Origin of the sequence: Thioclava sp., from assembly GCF_048263065.1 — a bacterium.
In the GTDB taxonomy this organism is placed as follows: Bacteria; Pseudomonadota; Alphaproteobacteria; order Rhodobacterales; family Rhodobacteraceae; genus Thioclava.
In genome coordinates this window covers 265,885-285,767 of the sequence record NZ_JBLXEM010000004.1, presented here as the reverse complement: position 1 = coordinate 285,767, position 19,883 = coordinate 265,885, and the positions used below count along the sequence as shown (strand labels likewise).

At 60.0% G+C, this 19,883-nt stretch carries 20 protein-coding genes; 8 read left to right on the top strand and 12 right to left on the bottom strand.

What is annotated here, in order from left to right:
• Positions 1-55: 55 nt before the first annotated feature.
• On the bottom strand, positions 56-577 hold the full coding sequence (ssb, locus tag ACN0SD_RS08450) for a single-stranded DNA-binding protein (RefSeq protein WP_417807790.1): 522 nt from the start codon (positions 575-577) through the stop codon (positions 56-58).
• A 281-nt stretch (positions 578-858) separates the two neighbouring features.
• On the opposite strand from ssb, the gene ACN0SD_RS08445 reads away from it, so the two are divergent.
• The 4 genes from ACN0SD_RS08445 (at position 859) to ACN0SD_RS08430 (ending at position 3,035) form a co-directional block, all read left to right on the top strand.
• Positions 859-1,119 (top strand): PepSY domain-containing protein, encoded by a 261-nt coding sequence (locus ACN0SD_RS08445; RefSeq protein WP_417807789.1) that lies wholly within the window; start codon positions 859-861, stop codon positions 1,117-1,119.
• 66 nt (positions 1,120-1,185) lie between these two features.
• Entirely contained in the window at positions 1,186-1,761 is a 576-nt protein-coding gene (locus tag ACN0SD_RS08440) for a cytochrome b/b6 domain-containing protein (protein ID WP_417807788.1), read from the top strand.
• Positions 1,762-1,767: 6 nt separating this feature from the next.
• Entirely contained in the window at positions 1,768-2,322 is a 555-nt protein-coding gene (locus tag ACN0SD_RS08435; RefSeq protein ID WP_417807787.1) for a helix-turn-helix transcriptional regulator, read from the top strand.
• Between the two features lie 104 nt (positions 2,323-2,426).
• Positions 2,427-3,035 (top strand): lytic transglycosylase domain-containing protein, encoded by a 609-nt coding sequence (locus tag ACN0SD_RS08430; RefSeq protein ID WP_417807786.1) that lies wholly within the window; start codon positions 2,427-2,429, stop codon positions 3,033-3,035.
• A 96-nt stretch (positions 3,036-3,131) separates the two neighbouring features.
• Here ACN0SD_RS08430 and ACN0SD_RS08425 read toward each other — a convergent pair whose 3' ends face one another.
• Both ACN0SD_RS08425 and hemB read right to left on the bottom strand, forming a co-directional pair.
• A complete protein-coding gene (locus ACN0SD_RS08425) occupies positions 3,132-3,689 on the bottom strand; it encodes a YSC84-related protein (RefSeq protein ID WP_417807785.1) in 558 nt (185 codons plus the stop codon).
• A gap of 141 nt (positions 3,690-3,830) precedes the next feature.
• Complete coding sequence (gene hemB, locus ACN0SD_RS08420) at positions 3,831-4,832, bottom strand: porphobilinogen synthase (protein ID WP_417807783.1); 1,002 nt, start codon at positions 4,830-4,832, stop codon at positions 3,831-3,833.
• Positions 4,833-5,004: 172 nt separating this feature from the next.
• Here hemB and ACN0SD_RS08415 point away from each other — a divergent pair, with 172 nt between their 5' ends.
• Together ACN0SD_RS08415 and mfd are read left to right on the top strand one after the other, a co-directional pair.
• On the top strand, positions 5,005-5,541 hold the full coding sequence (locus ACN0SD_RS08415) for a component of SufBCD complex (protein ID WP_417807782.1): 537 nt from the start codon (positions 5,005-5,007) through the stop codon (positions 5,539-5,541).
• Positions 5,542-5,583: 42 nt separating this feature from the next.
• On the top strand, positions 5,584-9,027 hold the full coding sequence (mfd, locus tag ACN0SD_RS08410; protein WP_417807781.1) for a transcription-repair coupling factor: 3,444 nt from the start codon (positions 5,584-5,586) through the stop codon (positions 9,025-9,027).
• 66 nt (positions 9,028-9,093) lie between these two features.
• On the opposite strand, the gene ACN0SD_RS08405 is transcribed toward mfd, so the two are convergent.
• From ACN0SD_RS08405 to ACN0SD_RS08380, 6 genes are all read right to left on the bottom strand, one after another.
• Positions 9,094-10,311, bottom strand: a complete 1,218-nt coding sequence (locus ACN0SD_RS08405; protein ID WP_417807780.1) for a multidrug effflux MFS transporter — start codon at positions 10,309-10,311, stop codon at positions 9,094-9,096.
• 107 nt (positions 10,312-10,418) lie between these two features.
• Positions 10,419-11,066, bottom strand: a complete 648-nt coding sequence (locus ACN0SD_RS08400) for a DsbA family oxidoreductase (protein WP_417807779.1) — start codon at positions 11,064-11,066, stop codon at positions 10,419-10,421.
• On the bottom strand, positions 11,053-12,582 hold the full coding sequence (locus ACN0SD_RS08395; RefSeq protein ID WP_417807778.1) for a class I adenylate-forming enzyme family protein: 1,530 nt from the start codon (positions 12,580-12,582) through the stop codon (positions 11,053-11,055). Before ACN0SD_RS08395 ends, ACN0SD_RS08400 begins: the two co-directional genes overlap by 14 nt.
• Positions 12,583-12,685: 103 nt before the next feature.
• Positions 12,686-13,000: a hypothetical protein gene (locus tag ACN0SD_RS08390; RefSeq protein ID WP_417807777.1), complete on the bottom strand. Its 315-nt coding sequence runs from the start codon at positions 12,998-13,000 to the stop codon at positions 12,686-12,688.
• Between the two features lie 137 nt (positions 13,001-13,137).
• Positions 13,138-13,254 carry a lipoprotein gene (locus ACN0SD_RS08385; RefSeq protein WP_417807776.1) on the bottom strand — a complete coding sequence of 39 codons (117 nt, stop codon included), beginning with the start codon at positions 13,252-13,254 and terminating at the stop codon, positions 13,138-13,140.
• Positions 13,255-13,270: 16 nt separating this feature from the next.
• A complete protein-coding gene (locus tag ACN0SD_RS08380) occupies positions 13,271-15,088 on the bottom strand; it encodes an extracellular solute-binding protein (protein WP_417807775.1) in 1,818 nt (605 codons plus the stop codon).
• Positions 15,089-15,399: 311 nt separating this feature from the next.
• On the opposite strand from ACN0SD_RS08380, the gene ACN0SD_RS08375 reads away from it, so the two are divergent.
• Both ACN0SD_RS08375 and ACN0SD_RS08370 read left to right on the top strand, forming a co-directional pair.
• Positions 15,400-16,173, top strand: a complete 774-nt coding sequence (locus tag ACN0SD_RS08375) for a 3-hydroxybutyrate dehydrogenase (protein WP_417807774.1) — start codon at positions 15,400-15,402, stop codon at positions 16,171-16,173.
• 66 nt (positions 16,174-16,239) lie between these two features.
• Positions 16,240-17,277 (top strand): patatin-like phospholipase family protein, encoded by a 1,038-nt coding sequence (locus tag ACN0SD_RS08370; protein WP_417807773.1) that lies wholly within the window; start codon positions 16,240-16,242, stop codon positions 17,275-17,277.
• On the opposite strand, the gene ACN0SD_RS08365 is transcribed toward ACN0SD_RS08370, so the two are convergent.
• The 3 genes from ACN0SD_RS08365 to ACN0SD_RS08355 all read right to left on the bottom strand — a co-directional run bounded on the left by ACN0SD_RS08365 (position 17,259) and on the right by ACN0SD_RS08355 (position 19,849).
• Complete coding sequence (locus tag ACN0SD_RS08365; RefSeq protein WP_417807772.1) at positions 17,259-17,957, bottom strand: DUF502 domain-containing protein; 699 nt, start codon at positions 17,955-17,957, stop codon at positions 17,259-17,261. The two genes, ACN0SD_RS08370 and ACN0SD_RS08365, sit on opposite strands and share 19 nt — an antisense overlap.
• A gap of 72 nt (positions 17,958-18,029) precedes the next feature.
• Positions 18,030-18,950, bottom strand: coding sequence for a pseudouridine-5'-phosphate glycosidase (locus tag ACN0SD_RS08360; RefSeq protein ID WP_417807771.1), 921 nt, complete (start codon positions 18,948-18,950; stop codon positions 18,030-18,032).
• A complete protein-coding gene (locus ACN0SD_RS08355) occupies positions 18,947-19,849 on the bottom strand; it encodes a PfkB family carbohydrate kinase (RefSeq protein ID WP_417807770.1) in 903 nt (300 codons plus the stop codon). Before ACN0SD_RS08355 ends, ACN0SD_RS08360 begins: the two co-directional genes overlap by 4 nt.
• Positions 19,850-19,883 lie beyond the last annotated feature (34 nt).

The window sequence follows — 19,883 nt, the reverse complement described above, 5'->3', positions numbered from 1 at the left end:
GACGCTGCACAAAAACGGCATCCAAAGAAAAAGGGGGCACGTGGCCCCCTTTGGATCAGAACGGGATTTCGTCATCAAAATCAGGACGGCTACCGCCACCACCCGAGGACGAGCCACCGCCGCTTGAGGGGCCGCCGTAGCCGCCCTCATCGCGCCCGCCGCCACCCGAGGACGGGCCACCATAACCGCCTTCGTCACGGTTGCCGCCACTCGAACCACCACCCGAAGGCCCGTCAAGCATGGTCAATGTTCCGTCAAAGCCTTGCAACACGACCTCTGTCGAATAGCGATCCTGACCGGACTGATCCTGCCATTTGCGGGTTTGCAGCTTGCCCTCGATATAGACCTTGGAGCCCTTGCGCAGATATTGCTCGGCGATCTTGACCAGACCCTCTTGGAAAATCGCAACGGAATGCCATTCGGTGCGCTCTTTACGCTCACCGCTTTGCTTGTCGCGCCAGGTTTCCGAAGTAGCGATGCGCAGGTTGCACACCTTGTTGCCGTTGGAAAAGGTCCGCACCTCGGGGTCGCGCCCCAAATTGCCGATAAGAATGACCTTGTTGACGCTGCCCGCCATGCGCACCTCCCGCGTGATGTGAGCCGCGCCTGTCGTGACGCGCGGCGATTCTGAATAAGTTGCGCCGTGTATAAAGCAGCCATGACCCAGAGGGTAGGGGCAGCATGTCGCCTAAGTGCCCCCCAAGGGCGGCAAGTTCCCGCGTGCACCTTTGGTTGCACGGCCCGCACACGCCCCTCTCTCCATCCTTCCTACGATAGCGCCCGTCCGGCTGTCGGCACAGGTCAGGCCCACCGGTTCGGGATGGTCCCGCACTGGCACATAAATGAGGAATTGAGCCGATGAAAAAACTCACCCTGATCGCCGCAGCCGCACTGATGACAGCCACCGCGAGCCTACCTGTCTTGGCCGCAAGCAAGGTCGATTCCGCCAAGGAAAAAACGCTGCAAACGCAGCTTGTTGCGCAGGGCTACGAGGTGCGCCGCTTAGACATGGAAGACGGCTATATCGAGGTCTACGCGCTCAAGGATGGCAAGCGCATGGAGATGTATTTCGACGCCAAGACCCTCAAGCAGGTGGATCGCAAGGGCGACAGCAACTGATCGCCTCAACACGGGGCCGGGGTAATCCCGGCCCACCCCTTATCCGCGTTACAGGAGGGCGCCGCCATGGCCCATGAAGATGCTTCCTTCACCGATATTTCCATACAAGCTGCCTCCAGCCATCAGGTCTGGGACCCGTTCGTGCGCCTGTTTCACTGGGCGATTGCGGGGCTGTTTGTCGCCAATGCGTTTTTCACTTCGCCCAAGCACGATCTGCACCACTGGATCGGCTACACAATTGCCGCGCTTGTGGGTGCGCGTATTCTTTGGGGGCTGATCGGAACCCGTCACGCAAGGTTCTCCGATTTTCTCCCGTCCGTCTCTGGCGCGCTGAACCAGTTGCGCGATATGGCCACAGGGCGACGCCACGCCCATATCGGGCATTCGCCGCTTGGCGCGTTGATGATCTACAACCTACTGGTGACGCTGCTGGTGATTGCGGGCTCGGGCTGGTTGATGACGACGGATGCTTATTGGGGCGTGAAATGGCCCAAGGATCTTCACGAGATCGCAGTCAACTGGGCGGAATTGTCTGTCGCGGCCCATATCGTGGCGGTGATCGTTGAAAGCCTGCGCTTGCGCGTCAATCTTGCGCGCGCGATGATTACGGGCAAGAAAGACATCCGGCGTGACTCGAGGTGAGAATTGATGACAACCGCGCGCAGGCGTTCTTCGCTCTGGTCACAAGAGATCGGGCTGGCCGCATTGATCATCGTGCAGGCCGGATGTGCCTTTGTGTTTTTGATGGACGTATTTGGCGACATTCAGGACACGGGGCATTTCTCGCTGAACATCAATATCGAGCTTTTCGCCAATCTCGGCCTCGTTGCAGCGATCGTCGTCGAGGCGCGCGTGCTATGGACCCTGCTGCGCCGTCAGGCGATCGCGGATCGCGCGATTTCGGCCGCGCGCGGGGCGATGGCGCAACTGATGAGCGATCAGTTCGCTGCCTGGGGGCTGACGGCGGCCGAGGCCGATGTGGCGAGCTTTACAATCAAGGGGTTTTCCATCGCTGAAACCGCCGGTTTGCGCGGGGCGAGTGACGCCACGGTAAAATCTCAACTCAACGCAATCTATCGCAAAGCTGGTGTTGCGGGGCGTGCGCAGCTTGTCTCGGTGTTTGTCGAAGAACTGTTTAGCGGCCCGCTCCATAGCGATGCCCAGACGCAACAGGTCCGAAAAACCCCCAGCCAGACCATGTGATCAGCGGTTCTTTGCCGACTAACGGCGGGTTTTAGTTTAACTTTTCGCCTTTATGGCTATAGTCACAGCCAAGAAGACTGGGATAGTGAACGTTAGGGTGGCCGATGCGTAAGTTAATCGGGGCAATTTTTGGGGTTGCTGTGATCGCCAGCCCAATGATCGCGCAGGCCGAGGGATTGCGGTTAAGCGCAAGCTCTTCGAAGTCGCGCACGATGCTGTTTCGCAATCAGACAAAGCTTCTCGATACGCGCGGCGCACAGCAATATGAACATTCCACACGCCTCCAGCCGGGCGCGAAGAAGCTTGTGAGTGCTGGCACTGAAATCGTGCCCAATTACCGCGGCAAGTATCGTGGCCAATATCTGAGCATTGCCAAGGCCGCTGCCGCCCGCCACCGCATCCCTGAAGACCTGTTCTTGCGTCTCGTGCAGCAGGAAAGTGGCTGGAACCCGAGGGCGCGCTCGCATGCGGGGGCGCACGGGCTGGCACAGTTGATGCCCGCCACGGCTGCCAAGTTGGGCGTTGACCCTAGCGATCCCGCGCAAAACCTAGAAGGCGGCGCGCGCTATCTGCGTATGATGTATGACCGCTTCGGAAGCTGGCGATTGGCACTGGCAGCCTATAATGCCGGTCCGGAAGCGGTGGCAAAGCATAACGGCGTGCCCCCTTATAAAGAGACGACGAATTATGTTCGCGTGATCCTCGGCAGCTAATTTTTCACGCCAAAGCAAAGAAAAGCCCCGCAAAATCAGCGCTTTGCGGGGCTTTCTTAGTGTTATTCCTTAAAATCATGCCATAAGCCGCTGATCTTACGGGATAATACGGGTGTATTTCGTGCCTGCAAGCGAGGCTCCGGCAATCAAACCCGATTGACCAAAGACAAGCGCAATCACCGGTGCGGTAGAGGTCAGTGTCGAGGCGTTGATCGCGCCGCCGCCATCGGGCAGTGCATAGCGCGCATCTGCCCCAAGCTGCCAGCCATCCGAGCGACGGAAGCTTGCCAAGGATTCGGGTGTCATAAAGAACAGGGCGTGGGCGTATTGCTGCGCGCCGATCTGCAGGCCAAAGCTGGCAGAGGCCGCCGAGTAATAATCAACCGTCACATTGTTGATCCGCAGCGCGCCACGGCCATAGGAGCCGCCAAAGCCAAAGCCCGCCTCGGTCATCAGCGGCATCCACAAGACGCCAAGCGCCTTTTGTTCAAGCTCGGATGTGCCGGGGTATTTGTTCAACAGGAAGCTGCGCGTCGCATCGACCCGCGCGTCTAACTCGGCAGCACCCGTGTTGCCAATTCCGTTGCCGCAGGCTGCCAGCGTCAGCCCCGCGCCACCCATCGCCAAAAGCGACCGTCTGGAAAGATGTGTCATGTTCGTTCTGCTCCGCTCAAGTGCCCAGGTTGACCGGGCCGATACGGTCTTATTCTAACCGATTGCTACAATGTATAGCGTATGGAACCCGCGCTGTCACTTCTTCTTGAGCCATTTCACGGTGTTGTGGCGAAACCCTGCCTAGCGCCCCGCCAAGAGTTTTGCAGCCTTGGGCGCGAAATAGGTCAGCACCCCGTCACAGCCCGCACGACGAAACGACATCAGGCTTTCCATCATCACCTGATCATGATCGAGCCAGCCATTTTGCACCGCCGCCATCGCCATCGCATATTCACCCGACACTTGATAGGCATAGGTCGGCACGCCGAATTGGTCTTTCACGCGGCGACAGATGTCGAGATAGGGCATGCCGGGCTTGACCATCACCATATCGGCCCCCTCAGCCAGATCGCGCGCGACCAGCCGGATCGCCTCGTCTGAATTGGCGGGGTTCATCTGATAGGTTTTCTTGTCGCCCTGCAGCGCACCAGTTGCCCCGACCGCATCGCGAAACGGGCCGTAAAACCCGCTGGCATATTTCGCCGCATAAGACAGGATGGTGACGTTGCGATGACCCTTGGCCTCAAGCGCTGTGCGCATCGCGCCAATTCGCCCGTCCATCATGTCAGATGGCCCCAGAATATCGGCCCCCGCATCGGCCTGCGCGACCGCCATTTTCACAAGGCATTCAACGGTTTCGTCATTGATGATCTCGCCGTTGCGCACCAGTCCGTCATGGCCGTTCGCGTTATAAGGATCAAGCGCGATATCGGTCATGATCGCGATCTCGGGCACCGCTGCCTTGATCGCGCGGATCACGCGGTTGGTGATGTTTTCGGCGTTCCATGCCTCTTCGCAGGCCTCGGTTTTAACGGCCGGATCGGTATAGGGAAACAGGCAAATCGCGGGGATACCAAGGCTGGCCGCCTCTTGCGCGGCGCGCACGGCCCCCTCAAGCGTATGACGAAACACGCCAGGCATTGAGGGCACTTCGACATCGGCGCCCGCCACATCGGTGATAAAGATCGGCCAGATCAGGTCTTTCACGCTCAAGCGGTTTTCTTGCGCAAGATCGCGCAAAGCAGTGGTGCGGCGCATACGGCGCAGGCGGGAATGGGGGAAGGGCGGTAGGATCGGCGTCATTTTGGGCTCCAGTTTGGGCTCCGGTCGGTAGCTGTGTTGGGGTGCCACGGATTGCGCGCGCAATCAAGCACGCGCGCAACACAGGCCCGTCAGCGTGGCTTTGGATCTTTTTCTCGGCGCGCGGCTGGTCTAGACAGGCCAGACGGGGCGAATAAGCAATAAAGAGGCACGCGTGGACATCTTCCAAGTTATCGTCCATCTCATTGATCTGCGTAGTTTTTCCAATATGTGGTATTGGATAGCCTTGGCTGTGGTGTGGTCTTCGGCCTCGCATTGGGTGATGGGGGTTCCATGGGACATGGTGGGGCGTGCGCGACGTAGGGGCGGGCTGGCTGCGACCGATCTGGTTGAAATCACGTTCATCAACGCGCGCAGGTTGGACGGGATATGGGCGGATGCGGGCGTTGCCATTTCGATCATACTCCCCTTTATACTTAGTTTTCTTGCCATTAGCGGGTTTTTCTACGGCGCAGAAATTTCTCAAGCCGTGTTCTTATTCGCGCTGCCGCTGAGTGGGGTGTTTGCGCTAAGCGTCAGCCTGTCACATCGGCTTTGCACGCAACCCGACGTCGAGAAATCGCCCGAAATGGTGATCCACGCGCTGTCTCGTCATCGCGTTTGGGTGCAGGCAATCGGGGTTGCGTCGATCATCTTTACCTCGTTTTGGGGGATGTTTCAGAACCTGCGTTTCTCCTCGCTGTTCTTCTGAGCGCCCTTGACACGCAAGACAGGGCGGATACCTCGCTAGGCTATGGAGCAATTTACACTTTCGGGCGCCCCTGAGGGCTATGACGCCGCGCTGATTGCGCGCGAGCTGGGCAAGGGTCGCCCGGTCATTCATGTCGCACGCGATGATCGCCGATTGGCTGCAATGCGCGCGGCTTTGGCGTTTTTCGCGCCCGACACGGTGGTGCTGGATTTCCCGGCTTGGGATTGTCTGCCCTATGACCGCGTCTCGCCAAATCCTGACGTGTCGGCCACGCGCATGGCGACGCTCGCAGCACTCGGCGCGGGCGTTCCCGGTCCCTTTGTTTTGCTCACCACCCTATCGGCGGCTATGCAGCGCGTGCCTGCGCGTGAAGTGCTGCAAGGGGCGAGTTTCAGTGCCCGCGTCGGTCAGCGCATCGACGAGGCGGCGCTGCGGAACTTCCTCGTTCGCATGGGGTTTTCGCAATCCTCCACCGTATCTGAGCCCGGCGATTACGCGCTGCGTGGGGGCATCATCGACATCTTCCCCCCCGGTGATGGCGGACCAGTGCGCCTCGATCTGTTTGGCGATGTGCTTGACGATGCGCGCGGCTTTGATCCCGTCAGCCAGCGCACCACACAAAAGTTGCCCGGTATCGAACTGGCGCCGGTCAGCGAGGTGATCCTCGACGAGCCCTCCATCGCGCGGTTCCGCCAAAACTACCGCGTCGAATTTGGTGCAGGCGGGGCGGATGATCCGCTTTACGAAGCGGTTTCGGCAGGGCGCAAACAGGCAGGGATGGAGCATTGGCTGGGATTCTTCCATGACCGTCTGGAAACCCTGTTTGACTATCTGCCCGAGGCCTCGGTGATGCTCGATGATCAGACCGGCCCCGCGCAAACCAGTCGCTGGGAGGGGATCGCGGATCAGTATGACACGCGCCGCGAGGCGATGACGCGCCGCGACCGTTTGGATTCCGTTTATAAGCCCGCACCGCCCAAGTTGCTCTATCTCGACCCCGACGGATGGGAGGCCACGCTTGCGCCGCGCCGCGTGCTGCGCTTGCAGGTGATCTCGGCCCCGCCCGGTCCCGGTGTGCTAGATGCAGGCGGGCGGCTCGGGCGCAATTTTGCTCCCGAGCGGCAAGTCGAAAACCTGAGCCTTTTCAGCGCACTGAAGGACCATGTTCAAGCGCGCATGACGCGCGGTCCGGTGGTGATCGCGTCTTGGTCCGAAGGCGCGCGCGAACGCCTGAAGGGATTGATGGAAGACGAGGGTCTCGCCGGGGCCAAGCTCATCAGCGACGCCCGTAACATTGGCGATGGCGTGAACCTGACGGTTTGGCCGCTTGATGAAGGGTTCGAAGCGCCCTTCGAGGACCGTCCTCTGACAGTGATTTCTGAGCAAGACGTTCTGGGCGAGCGCCTTGTCAGCAAGCCGCATCGCAAGCGCAAGGCTGAGAATTTCCTCACCGAACATGGCACGCTCAGCCCCGGCGATCTGGTGGTGCATGTCGATCACGGGGTCGGGCGCTATAAGGGGCTGGAAACCGTGCACGCCCTTGGCGCGCCCCATGATTGCGTGCTGCTGGAATATGCGGGCGGCGACCGGCTGTATCTGCCCGTCGAGAATATCGAACTGCTCAGCCGTTATGGCCATGAAGAGGGGTTGCTGGACCGTCTTGGCGGCGGCGCGTGGCAGGCGAAAAAGGCCAAGCTTAAAGAACGCATCCGTCTGATAGCGGACAAGCTGATGCGTATCGCTGCCGAACGCCATTTGCGCGTAGCGCCCATCCTTGAGGTGCCCCATCATGAATGGGAGGCCTTCGCCGCGCGTTTCCCTTATACCGAAACCGACGATCAAATGTCGGCCATTGAGGATGTGATTGAAGATCTGAAATCGGGCCGCCCGATGGATCGCCTGATCGTGGGCGATGTCGGCTTTGGCAAGACCGAGGTCGCGATGCGCGCGGCCTTTGTCGCGGCGCAATCGGGCATGCAAGTCGCAGTGATTGCCCCGACAACCTTGCTGGCACGTCAGCACTACAAAACCTTCGCTGAACGCTTTCGTGCCACCGCGCTTACGGTGCGCCCCTTGTCACGTTTCGTGTCGGCCAAGGCTGCGGCAGCCACGCGTCAAGGCTTGGCAGATGGCAGCATTGATATCGTGATTGGCACCCATGCGGTGCTGGCAAAATCGGTGAAATTTCACAACCTTGGACTGTTAGTCATCGACGAGGAACAACATTTCGGCGTTCAGCACAAAGAGCGTCTGAAAGACATGCGCTCGGAGATCCATGTATTGACGCTGACCGCAACGCCGATTCCACGCACCTTGCAGCTTAGCCTGACGGGCGTGCGTGACCTGTCGATCATTGGCACCCCGCCCGTCGACCGCCTCGCGATCCGCACCTACATCTCCGAGTTCGACACCGTGACGCTACGCGAGGCCTTGCTGCGTGAACATTATCGCGGCGGGCAAAGTTTTTACGTCGTTCCCCGGATTTCCGATCTTCCTGAAATTGAGGATTTCCTAAAAACCCACATCCCCGAGGTGAAATATCTCGTCGCGCACGGGCAGCTTGCGGCGGGTGATTTGGACGACCGGATGAATGCGTTTTACGACGGACAATATGATGTGCTGCTGGCCACGACCATCGTCGAAAGCGGCCTCGACATCCCGACCGCCAACACGATGATCGTGCACCGCGCCGATATGTTCGGCCTGAGCCAGCTTTACCAGATCCGCGGCCGCGTCGGGCGTGCCAAGACACGGGCCTATTGCTATCTCACAACAAAACCGCGCAGCCCGCTGACGCCTCAGGCACAAAAGCGGCTGCGGTTGCTCGGCTCACTCGACAGCCTTGGCGCGGGGTTCAATCTGGCGGCGCAAGACCTTGATCTGCGCGGCGCGGGCAACCTGCTGGGCGAGGAGCAATCGGGCCATATCAAGGAAGTCGGCTACGAACTGTATCAGGCGATGCTGGAGGAAACGATTGCCAAGCTGAAATCGGGCGAGCTGACCGAGACCGGCGATGGCGATTGGTCGCCGCAAATCAATCTTGGCGTGCCGGTGATGATCCCCGACAGTTACATCCCCGATCTCGACATTCGCCTTGGCCTGTATCGTCGCCTGTCCAGCCTGACCACCAAGGTCGAACTCGAAGGGTTCGCAGCCGAGTTGATCGACCGTTTCGGCACGCTGCCCAAAGAGGTCAACACGCTGCTTCTGGTGATGCGCATCAAGGCGATGTGCAAACGCGCCCAAATTGCCAAGCTGGACGCTGGCCCCAAGGGCGCGACGGTGCAATTTCACAATGACAAATTCCCAGACCCCGCCGGGCTGGTGGATTACCTCACCGCGCAGCGCGATCTGGCAAAGGTTAAAGACAACAAGCTGGTGATCCGGCGCGACTGGAAATCGGACAAGGACAAGATCAAAGGCGCCTTCGCGATTGCCCGCGATTTGGCCGAAAAGGTCATCCAATTCGAGAAGAAAAAGGGCTAAGCGCCTTTCATCTAGCCAGAAATACTCCCGCCGGAGGCATCTCAACCCCAGCCCAAAGCGCGCCCGTCAGTTGGTTTGCGTCTTGCGGATCAGCCACCACGCAAGGCTGGAACAGGTGAGCGTCGCAATCACAATCGGCAGCGCCGTACCATTAAACAACTGCCCCACCGGTGCCGCGATCAACACAGCCCCCACCGTTGAAATCGCCGTGACAATCGAGGCCGCCATGCCCGCAATATGGCCCATATGCTCCAGTGCCAGCGCGTTGAGATTACCAAAGGTCACGCCCGCCATCCAGAACACGCTGACCGTGTAGATAAAGATCAACGGCAGGCCCGACGCACCCGCAGTGGCTCCAGTCAGCACCAACACCAGCATCACGCTTGAGACGATGATCTGCATGATATAGCTGGCTTTGACGATCTTGCGCATGCCCAGCCGCATAACATAGCGCGCGTTGAACACTGATCCCGTGCCCGCCAGCAACGCCCCTGCGGCGAACCACATCGGGAAGGTGTCGGTCACACCATGCGCGGCATAAAGCTGTTGGGATGACGAGAGCAGCGCGAACATCTGCCCGAAACCCAACGTGATGGTCACGATATAGATGCGCACCTCATAATGGGCGAGCACCTCGCGCGCGGCAGCACTCAGCTTTGCTACGCTTAGCGGACGCCGATTTTCAGGGGCCAATGTCTCGGGTTGGCGCAGCCAAAGCCAGCTTACGCCAACCAAGCCGAACACGATGAAGGCCCAAAACACGCCGCGCCAGCCGGAAAACGAAATGATCATCGCCCCGACCGAGGGCGCGACCGCAGGCACTAGAATGAAAATCATCATGATGAACGAGGTCACCCGCGCCATTTCGCGCCCCGCAAACAAATCGCGCACCAACGCCATCACTGTGATCCGGGGGGCCGAGGCCCCAACCCCTTGCACCACACGCGCGATCAGCAACGCCTCAAGCGATTGCGCATGCACCGCCATCAACGCTCCTACGATGTAAATCGCAATGCCGCCCGCAATCGTAAGCTTGCGCCCGATCGCATCTGAAATCGGCCCGGCAAACAGCGTGCCGACCCCCATGCCCAGCACGAATGACGTCAGCACAAGCTGCGCGCGGTTGATCGCATCGGGGCTTAGCTCGGTGGCGATCTGGGGCAGGGCGGGCATCATCGCATCGATGGAAAACGCCACCGTCGCGGTGAGCGAAGCCAGCATTACCGTCAATTCCGGCAGCGACAATGGAGAGCGCGCAGTCGGCGCGCTGGACGTTTGTGTCATGTAATACGGGCTTTGCATAAAGGATAAGAGAAAACAAAATACAGCGTTATACGTCAAACACCAGAGGGCGGTGCGCGCACCCATCTGTGCGCTCACGCGGAGGTGTGTTAATGCTGTGTGGCCTCGGGCGGAGCGCTGCTGAGCTCGTCAATGACCTTGATCCACAGATCCGTTGGCTGCGCGCCCGACACGACATGGCGCTCGGCGACGATAAAGGTCGGCACTGCAGTGATCCCGCGTTGGCGCGCATGGGTTTCCTTGGTGGCGAGCGTATCGATATCGGCATCCGAGGCCAGCAACCGCGCGGTCAAATCGCCGTCCATTCGCGCCGCGCGCGCGATCTCGCTCAGCGTCGCGGCATCGGAAATGTCGCGTCCCTCGCGCCAATGCGCGCTCAGTAGCGCATCCATCACCGCGCCCTGCGCATGCTCAATCCCCGCCCAGTAAAGTAGGCGATGCGCGTCGCGCGTGTTGGGCTGATGGGTGACGCGCTCGGGGTGGAAATCAATCCCCTCGGCCTGCGCGATTTCTAGCAATTGCACATGCATTTTGACCGCACCGTCCTGACCGAATTTCGCCTGTAGATAATCGGCGCGCGACATGCCCTCAAGCGGCATGGTCGGGTTCAATTGAAACGGCTGCCAGCTGATCACAAAGGGATGCGCGGGGCGCGCCGCCAGTGCGTTATCCAGCCGCGCCTTACCAATCAAACACCACGGGCAAACAGGATCAGCAAAGATATCAAGCGGGATCATGGGGGCGTTCCTTGCTCCAGTTGGCGCGGATCTCTTTGCGCAGCAATTTGGCGTTGCGATTGCGAGGCAATGTGGCGAAATGGCGAAACAGCCGGGGCTGCTTGTAGCGTGCCAGACGCGTTTCACTATAGGCGGCAAGATCTTCGGGCGTCGCATTGCCCGTGTAGGCCAAGGCAATCACGCTGACATCTTGCTTGACCGCGATCTCGACGGCGGCAACCTCGCCAGCGCCGGGGCACTCGGCCATGACAGCTTCAATCTCAAGGGGCGAGACGCGAAACCCGCCCGCATTGAGCATATCATAGCCACGCCCCAAATAGGTGATTGCGCCGTCCTCGGCCATCGCCACCGTGTCACCAGTTAAAAACCAGTCGCCCATGCGCCGCGCAGCGCTTTCTTCCGGTGCATTCCAATAGCCCAAGTAAAGCCCCGGATCAGATATGTGAATCGCAAGTGTGCCGGGGGTGGTGCGCGCCACAGGCTGACCGGCGCTATCAAGCACTGCAATATGGCGACCGGCCTGGGCATAGCCGGTCGTGCCACGCGGGGCAGGGCGCGCGGGGCTGCCCGAGATAAAGGTCGAACATTCCGACATGCCCAACGCCTCGTAAATCTTGGTGCCACTGGCGACGTTCCACGCGGCACGCAGCGCGTCGGGCAAAGCCTCACCCGCGCTCAAGCAGTGACGCAGATGTGGCAAATCGAGGTGGTCGTGATGCTTCAGGATCTGACGATAAATCCCTGGCGCAGCGGCGAAGATGGTTGCATCAAAGCGTTTCATCAACTGCGGTAAGCTGCGCGGCTCCACGCCATCAGCTGGGATCAACGCGGTCGCGCCCACTGTCCAAGGGTCCATCAGGCCGGTGCCCAGCGTATAGGTCCAGTTGAAGGCTCCTGCATGCATCAGCCGGTCGGTTTCACCCAAACTATACCAGCCCTCATACATCATCTGGCGCGCCCAGATGACGCGATGGGCATGCATGACCGCGCGCGCCTGGCCACCTGTGCCCGAGGTGAAGATCATATAGGCAAGCCGGTTCGGATCACCCATCGCAAAGTCGCAAGGCGGGGCGTCGGGCGCATGGCTTAGTGCCTGCGCGTCAATCACCTGCGCAGGGTGATCTGGCAGCGCCACCCCATTCGAGGCAATCACCGCCGCCGGGTCCAGATCGCGTGCGAGCTTGGTGATCTCGGGTTCGGTCAGTTGCGCGGAACTTGGCACCGGCACCAGACCCGCTGCGATCGCGCCCAGAAATGCCACCGGAAATTCTGGCCCGTTTCCCAGGCGCAACAGCACCCGATCACCGGGCTCCAACCCAGCTTGCAAAAAGATCGTGCCAGCCCCGCGCACCGCCGCGATGAGGCGCGCATAAGACCAGCTTTGCGCATCCGACGGCCCGACGATCTGCATCGCCAGTTTGTCAGGCACACGCGCGCCAGCGGCCAAAACATGCGCGGCCATGTTGAACGCCGCCGGAGGTGGGGCCAAAGGATCAGAGTAAACTTCAGATTTCATAACGCCTAGCTAGGGCGCGCGCCGATATCAGACAAGCGCGAAATCGCCCGCTCCACATTCTGCACCTATCGCGAAGGGCTGGGGCCGTGCGCCCTGACAGGGCTCAATCGTCGCCAAAGCGCTTGTCATCATCGGATTCATCTTCGCCTTCGGGTATGTATTTCCCCGAAAGCGAAATCGAGTGGCTATCATGGGCCGGGTCCATCACCACATCCGAGGGCAATTCACCGCGCAGCCATTCGACCACCTCTTCGCGGGCCTCGACGGGTTCTTGCTCGGTCAGCTTGGCAATGTAGCGCAGGAAGGCGCGTTGGTCGCCGTCGATTTCATCAAGTTCGGATTCCTCCGCCTCGGGCCAGCGATCCATAATCGCTTCGTAAAAGGCCGCCCAGTTTTCCTCGATGTGATGCCATTTCATAGTCTGCTCTCCTCGTATTCGTGCAGCGCCCGACGCGGCTCCTTTATCAAAGAAGGATCGCGCGCCTAGAGTTTCAAGGCAAAAGGAATCTCATGGTGAAAGAGTTGCGTCACGGCAATGTCAGCCCCCGCAGCGGCCTATAGCCAGCCCTGCACCTGACGTGCACCGCCGGAAAGGTCATCTCCGACGCCCGCAACCGTATTGCACCCTGCCAACGCCGCAGCCAGCGCGGCCAGAAGGATCAGCTTTTGCATCGTCTTACTCCTGTTCTCACGATTTGTCGTCATACCACCAAACATCGGGCGCAAAACCCGGCCACGCCCCGTATAACGGAGTTTCATCTGGGTAGTGAAGCGCCTTGATATGGGCAATGCGATCTTTGGGCGCATACCAGATCGGGATCACGTAACGCCCCGCCGTGAGGATGCGATCAAGCGCGCGGGTGGCGGCGACGAAATCCTCGTGGCTACGCGCATTTACCATCGTGTCGATCATCGCCTCGGCAGCGGGTGAATTCATCCCCATCCAGTTACGCGTGCCTTGTTCGGTGACGCCCTTGTGACCCCAATACAGCATTTGCTCATTGCCCGGAGACAGCGACAGCGCGCGCCAATACCACGCCATATCAAAGTCATAGGCATTGGTGCGCTGGGTATATTGCGCATCATCAATCACCGTAACCTTCGCAAGTATCCCAAGGCGTTTCAGCGATTGGGTGTAGATATCGACGATGCTTTGCTGTTGCGCTGCGCCTTGTTGCAGCACGATTTCAAAGGTGAAGGGCTGCCCGTCCTTGCGCAAAACGCCCGCATCATCCACCTGCCAGCCCGCCTCATTAAGCAGCTTTGCCGCCGCGCGCATGTTTTTGCGGTTGCGCGTGCTGCCATCGCTTTGGGGCAGGGAATAGCCCGCGATGACGCCGGGCAGCAGCTGATCTTTGAACGGCGCGAGCAGATCAAGAACCTTGCCGCTGGCTGCGTCATGGCTCATGCCGAGTTCGGAATTTGAGAAATAGGACGTAATACGCGGCTCGGCCCCACCATTGATCGTCTTGTTGATAAACTCGAAATTGAACGCATCAATCAGCGCCTGTCGCACCCGCCAATCGGCAAAAAACGGGTTGCGGGTGTTCATCACCAAGCCCTTGATCCCCGAGGGGCGACCGTTTGGGATCTCCGATTTCACGACCTGACCCGAGGTCATCGCGGGAAAGTCGTAATTGCGCGCCCAATCGGCGGCGCTGCCCTCAATATAGCTATCGGTCGCGCCGCCCTTGAAGGCCTCGAACACCACGCCGCCATCGCCAAAATAGTCATAGCGCAGCGTGTCGAAATTATTGCGCCCCTTGTTGAACCCCAGATCGCGGCCCCAATAGTCGGGATTGCGCCTGAGCGTGATGTATTTCCCCTGATCGACCTTTTCGATCACATAAGGCCCTGATCCAATCGGCGCGAGCGTGGTGGTGTTGGCAAAATCATGCCCCTCCCATTGCGCTTTCTCCAGCACTGGGCGCATCCCCATCAACAAGGCCAATTCGCGATCGGGCGCTTTGAAGGTGAACTTCACCGCGCGCGGGCCGGTCTGCTCCATCTTGGCAATTTTCGACCACGCGTTTTGATAGCGCGGATGGCCTTGCGTGCCGAGCGTCTCATAGCTCCACATGACATCCGCGATGGTGACCGGGTTACCGTCGGAAAATTTTGCCTCGGGGCGCAGGGTGAATTCGACCCACGAACGCGCCTCATCGGTTTTGATCGACTGCGCGAGCAACCCATAGAGCGTGAAGGGTTCATCCATCGAACGTCCCATTAGCGATTCGCTGACATAATTTGCGATTCCCTCGGCGGGGCGACCGTTCAGTATCCAGGGGTTAAGCGAATCAAAACTGCCCGCGACCCCGAATCGGTAGGCACCGCCTTTGGGCGCATCGGGGTTGGCGTAGGGCAAATGGTCAAATCCCGGCGCAAGGGCCGGTGCGCCATACATCGCAATCGCATCTTGCGACTCAGCAACTGCATTTTGCGCAAGGATTGGGCTCAACCCCAAGGCCAGCACGCCCAAAGCACGGAAAAACACCGATCTCGGCATCGCAACAATCCCTCTTCTGCCCGTATTTTATAGCGCCAAGCTAGCGAGACGATTGAAAGGGCGCAAACTTTTCCCTTGGAGAGAGGCGCTGCATTGCTTATAAGAGACTCACTGCTCGATAGGTTTCTTGCCTGTATGAAACCTGCCTCATGACTTGACGCCCGCCTTGTGCGGGCGTTTTTTTTATCATTCCCCCAAACATCGCAATGCCGCACTGCCGCGATCACGACCTTTTGCGCGTGCAGCATGGTATTCGCCCGCCGGGCGCGCCATGATCGCGGCGCAATCGGAATCACCACGCAGGAGGGAATATGTCGCTTCAGGGAAAAACCGCCGTCATCACGGGGTCGAATTCGGGAATCGGGCTTGGGGTCGCGCGGGAACTCGCGCGCGCAGGTGCAGATGTGGTGCTCAATTCGTTCACGGATCGCGCGGAGGATCACAAACTCGCCGCTGATCTGGGTGCGGAATTCGGCGTCACGGCGCGCTATATTCAGGCTGATCTGTCCAATGGCGAGCAGGCGCGCGCCTTGATCGAGCAGGCGGGTCAGTGCGATATTTTGGTTAACAATGCCGGCATCCAGCACGTCGCTCCGATCGAGTCCTTCCCAGTCGAGACGTGGGATCGCATCATCGCGATCATGCTGACTTCGGCTTTTCACACCACCGCCGTCGCGCTGCCGATGATGCGCAAGGCGGGCTGGGGTCGGGTGGTGAACATCGCCTCGGCGCATGGTCTGACGGCCTCGCCCTATAAATCGGCCTATGTGTCGGCCAAGCACGGCGTTGTCGGCTTTACCAAGGTCACGGCGCTGGAAACGGCCAAGGAAGACATCACCGCGAATGCGATTTGCCCGGGCTATGTGAAAACCCCGCTGGTTGAGGCGCAGATTCCCGACACGGCCAAGGAATATAACATGACCGAGCAAGAGGTGATCGAACAGGTGATCCTTGCGCGCCAACCTTCCAAGCAGTTCGCCACGACCGAGCAGGTGGGCGGCACGGCGGTGTTCCTGTGTTCTGATGCGGCAGCGCAAATCACCGGCACCACGATCTCGATCGATGGTGGCTGGACCGCACTGTAATCGAAGCGGGCAGGGGGCCGCGCGCCCCTTGCCAGCTATGTCCGCCAAGCTAGGAGTTGCCCACAGATGAAAAGCAAATCCGTCAACCTAGCGCTGCAGGGCGGTGGCGCGCATGGGGCGTTCACCTGGGGCGTGTTGGACCGCCTTCTGGATGAGGAATGGCTGGAATTTCGCGCCATCTCGGGCACGTCGGCGGGTGCATTGAACGGCGCGGCGTTCAAGGCGGGGCTGGTGCGCAACGGGCGAGAGGGCGCGCGCGCGGCGCTGGATGAGCTTTGGGGGCAGGTTTCTGAAAGTGCCGATTTGCGGATCGGGCGCTATTTCCCGGCGCAAATGCCTGGAACGCAGGCGCTGTTGCGATGGTTCGAGTCCTTCACGCCCGCAGCGCTTCTCGACAACGTTTCGCGGGTGTTTTCGCCCTATGATACCGGGCCGTTCTACGTCAATCCGCTGCGCTCTGTGGTCGAGAAATTCGACTATAAGCATGTCTGTGCACAGGCTGGACCTGCTCTTTATGTTGCTGCCACCAATGTGCGCACGGGAAAGGTGCGCGTATTTGAGGGGGCGGAAATCACGGTTGATGCAATCCTTGCCTCGGCCTGCCTGCCCGAAGTGTTCCGCGCGGTGGAAATCGACGATCCCAAGACTGGCAAGCGCGAGGCGTTCTGGGATGGTGGGTTCACCGGAAACCCGCCGCTCTTTCCGCTCTTTTCGTTCGACTATCCACGCGATATTGTGGTCGTGAATGTCAATCCGATGATACGCGACGGCGTGCCCAAAACACCCTCCCAAATCGAAGAGCGCATCAACGAGATCAGCTTTAACAGCTCACTTTTGCGCGAATTGCGCGCGGTTGATTTCGTGCGGCGGCTGCTGGCCGAGGGGCGGATGCCCGAGGGCGCGATGAAAGACGTGCTGATCCATATGATTGGCGATGACACGATCATGACTGAGCTTTCAGCCGCCTCCAAGATCATCCCCGAATGGGGCCAGCTTAACCGTCTCAAAGAGGCCGGGCAATCGGCGGCAGAGACCTGGCTTGGCCAACATGCCGACAAGATCGGGGTGTCTGCCTCGACCGATCTTCAGGCTTTGTTTAACTGAGATTTGTCCTTGGGTTTCTTGGCGTCTTTCGGCTGAGGATAGACCAGTCCAGCCGAGATGATCAGCTTGGCGGCATCTTCCACCGACATATCCAGATAGGTCAGTTGCGATTGCGGCACGAACAGCAAAAAACCCGAGGTCGGGTTGGGCGTGGTCGGCAGGAACACTGAAATCAGCGGATCATCGGGGGCAGCCATTCCGGCCACCTCGCCCTTGGCGGTCGATGAAACAAAGGCAATCGCCTTAAGACCGGGGCGGGGATACTCGATCACACAGGCGCGGTCGAATTTTGCCTCCGATTGGCTTAGCACCGTCTCGGCGATTTGTTTCAGCCCGCTGTAAACAGTGCGCACGAAGGGCAAGCGATTGACGATACTTTCCCCGATGCGCAGAAATGTGCGCCCGAAAAAGCCCTTGGCGAGCCAGCCCACGATCACCGTGAAGATCAGGAAGATCAGCACGCCAATACCGCGCACGTTTACGCCGATGTAATGCTCGGGGCGCATTTCTTGGGGGACTAGCGGCAAGACCCAGCCATCGACCCAGCCTGCCATCGTCCACATCAGCCAGATCGTGAGGCCAATCGGCGCAACCACGATCAGGCCGGTGAAAAACGACCCGCGCAGCGCCGCAAACCGGGATCGGCGGCGCGGGGGATGGGAATCCTCAGGTTTGCTCATAAGCCGCCTCTCGCGCCAAATTGTCTCACGCTATCTATGCACGCGCGCAGGGCAGAGCAATGGGCGTGCGCGTCAGCCCGCCGCTGATTGCGCTATTTCACTCGCAATTTGCGCACCCAAGCGGGCATTGTTCAAAACAAGGGCGATATTGGCGTCCAGCGAGCGCCCATCTGTCAGCTCGAAGATCCGCGACAGCAGGAAGGGCGTGACGGATTTCGCCGCAATACCTTGCGCGCTGGCCTCGGCTAAAGCGGCCTCGATCACCGGCACGATGTCTTCGCGCGCGATCTCGGACTCGGTCGGGATCGGATTGGCGATCAGTTGCCCGCCGGGCAAACCAAGACGCGCGCGCATCAGATGGGCGGCGGCGATTTCAGCAGCACTATCGGCGCGCAGGGGGGCAAGTAGGCCCGAACTGCGCGACCAGAAAGCAGGGAAATCGTCTTGGCCATAAGCGATCACGGGCACACCGTGGGTTTCCAGAACTTCCAGAGTTTTTGGGATATCCAGAATGGCCTTGGCCCCTGCGGCCACAACCGTCACCGGCGTCGCGCCAAGTTCCAGCAGATCGGCGGAGATGTCAAAGCTGTCCTCAGCGCCGCGATGCACGCCGCCAATGCCACCCGTGGCAAACACCGAAATCCCCGCAAGATGGGCGCAGATCATTGTGGCGGCGACAGTAGTCGCGCCCGTCGCACGCTTGGCCAGACACACAGCCAGATCGGCGCGGCTGACCTTCATCGCGTCGCTGGTCTGGGCGAGACGCTCCAGAATGTCCGCCTCCAGCCCGATATGGATAGCGCCATCGAGCAGCGCGATGGTCGCGGGCGTGGCCCCCGATGCACGCACCTCTGCCTCAACCGCCTGCGCGGTTTGCAGGTTTTGCGGATAGGGCATGCCATGGGTGATGATCGTGGATTCCAGAGCCACAACGGGATGACCGGCATCCAGTGCGGCGCGCACTTCGGGGGCAAAGATCAGCGGCAGGGTCATGTGGCAAGTTCTCCGGAAACATAGCGGGCAGCGGCGATCAGCGCATGTTCCAGCGCCTTCTCACGCGCACTGCCGCGCCGTTCAGCCACCAGATGGGCGGCCATGAAAGTATCGCCTGCACCCGTCACGCGGGTCACAAGCACGGCAGGCGGGGCCGAGGCAATCACATCGCCCGCAGTGGCGCAGCCATCGGCTGCCGCGCGCCCGCCATCGGTCACCAGAACGCGGCGCGCGCCACGATCCAGCAGGCCCTGAGCGGCCTCATACGCGCTTTTGAAATTGCGCTGGCACAGGATGCCCGCCTCTTCGAGATTGACGTAAAGGGTGGCGCGCGGATGGGCCAAAAGCGGCGTCAGGCGTTCGGCCTTACCGGGGCTGGCCGGGGCGACGCGCAGGTCGGATTTCGCGAATAGTGGTGAGCTTGCAATTTGCGACAACAGCGCCTCTGTGAGGTTGCCATCCAGCGCGACCGGACCTTCCCACGGGGCATCGGCTGATCCCAAGCGGCCATCAGAAAGCGGGGTCAGGATTTTATCGCCAGCGGCCTCAAGACTATGCGCATCCGCAATCGCCGCGATCAGCCCATTGGCCCCCTCGATCGCCATATAGCGGTCGGTGGGCAGGTCATCAGAGCGGTAAAGATAGTCGCAATCCACACCCAGAACCCGCGACGTTTCGATCAGGTCATTGCCTTGGCTGTCACGCCCCAGCGCGGTCAAAATAGCCGGGCGCAGACCAAAGCGGCGCAGGGTCATCGCGATGTTCATCGCAACACCACCAGGCAGGCGCTCGATCCGGCCCGGAACGTCCGAGCCAAGATGCATATGGAGCGAACTGCGCCCGATAATGTCCCACAGGACCGAGCCGATACACAGGATATCAGGGGGTGAGTCTGTCATGCCCCTTGGTGGCCCGAGACGGGGCAGGGCGCAA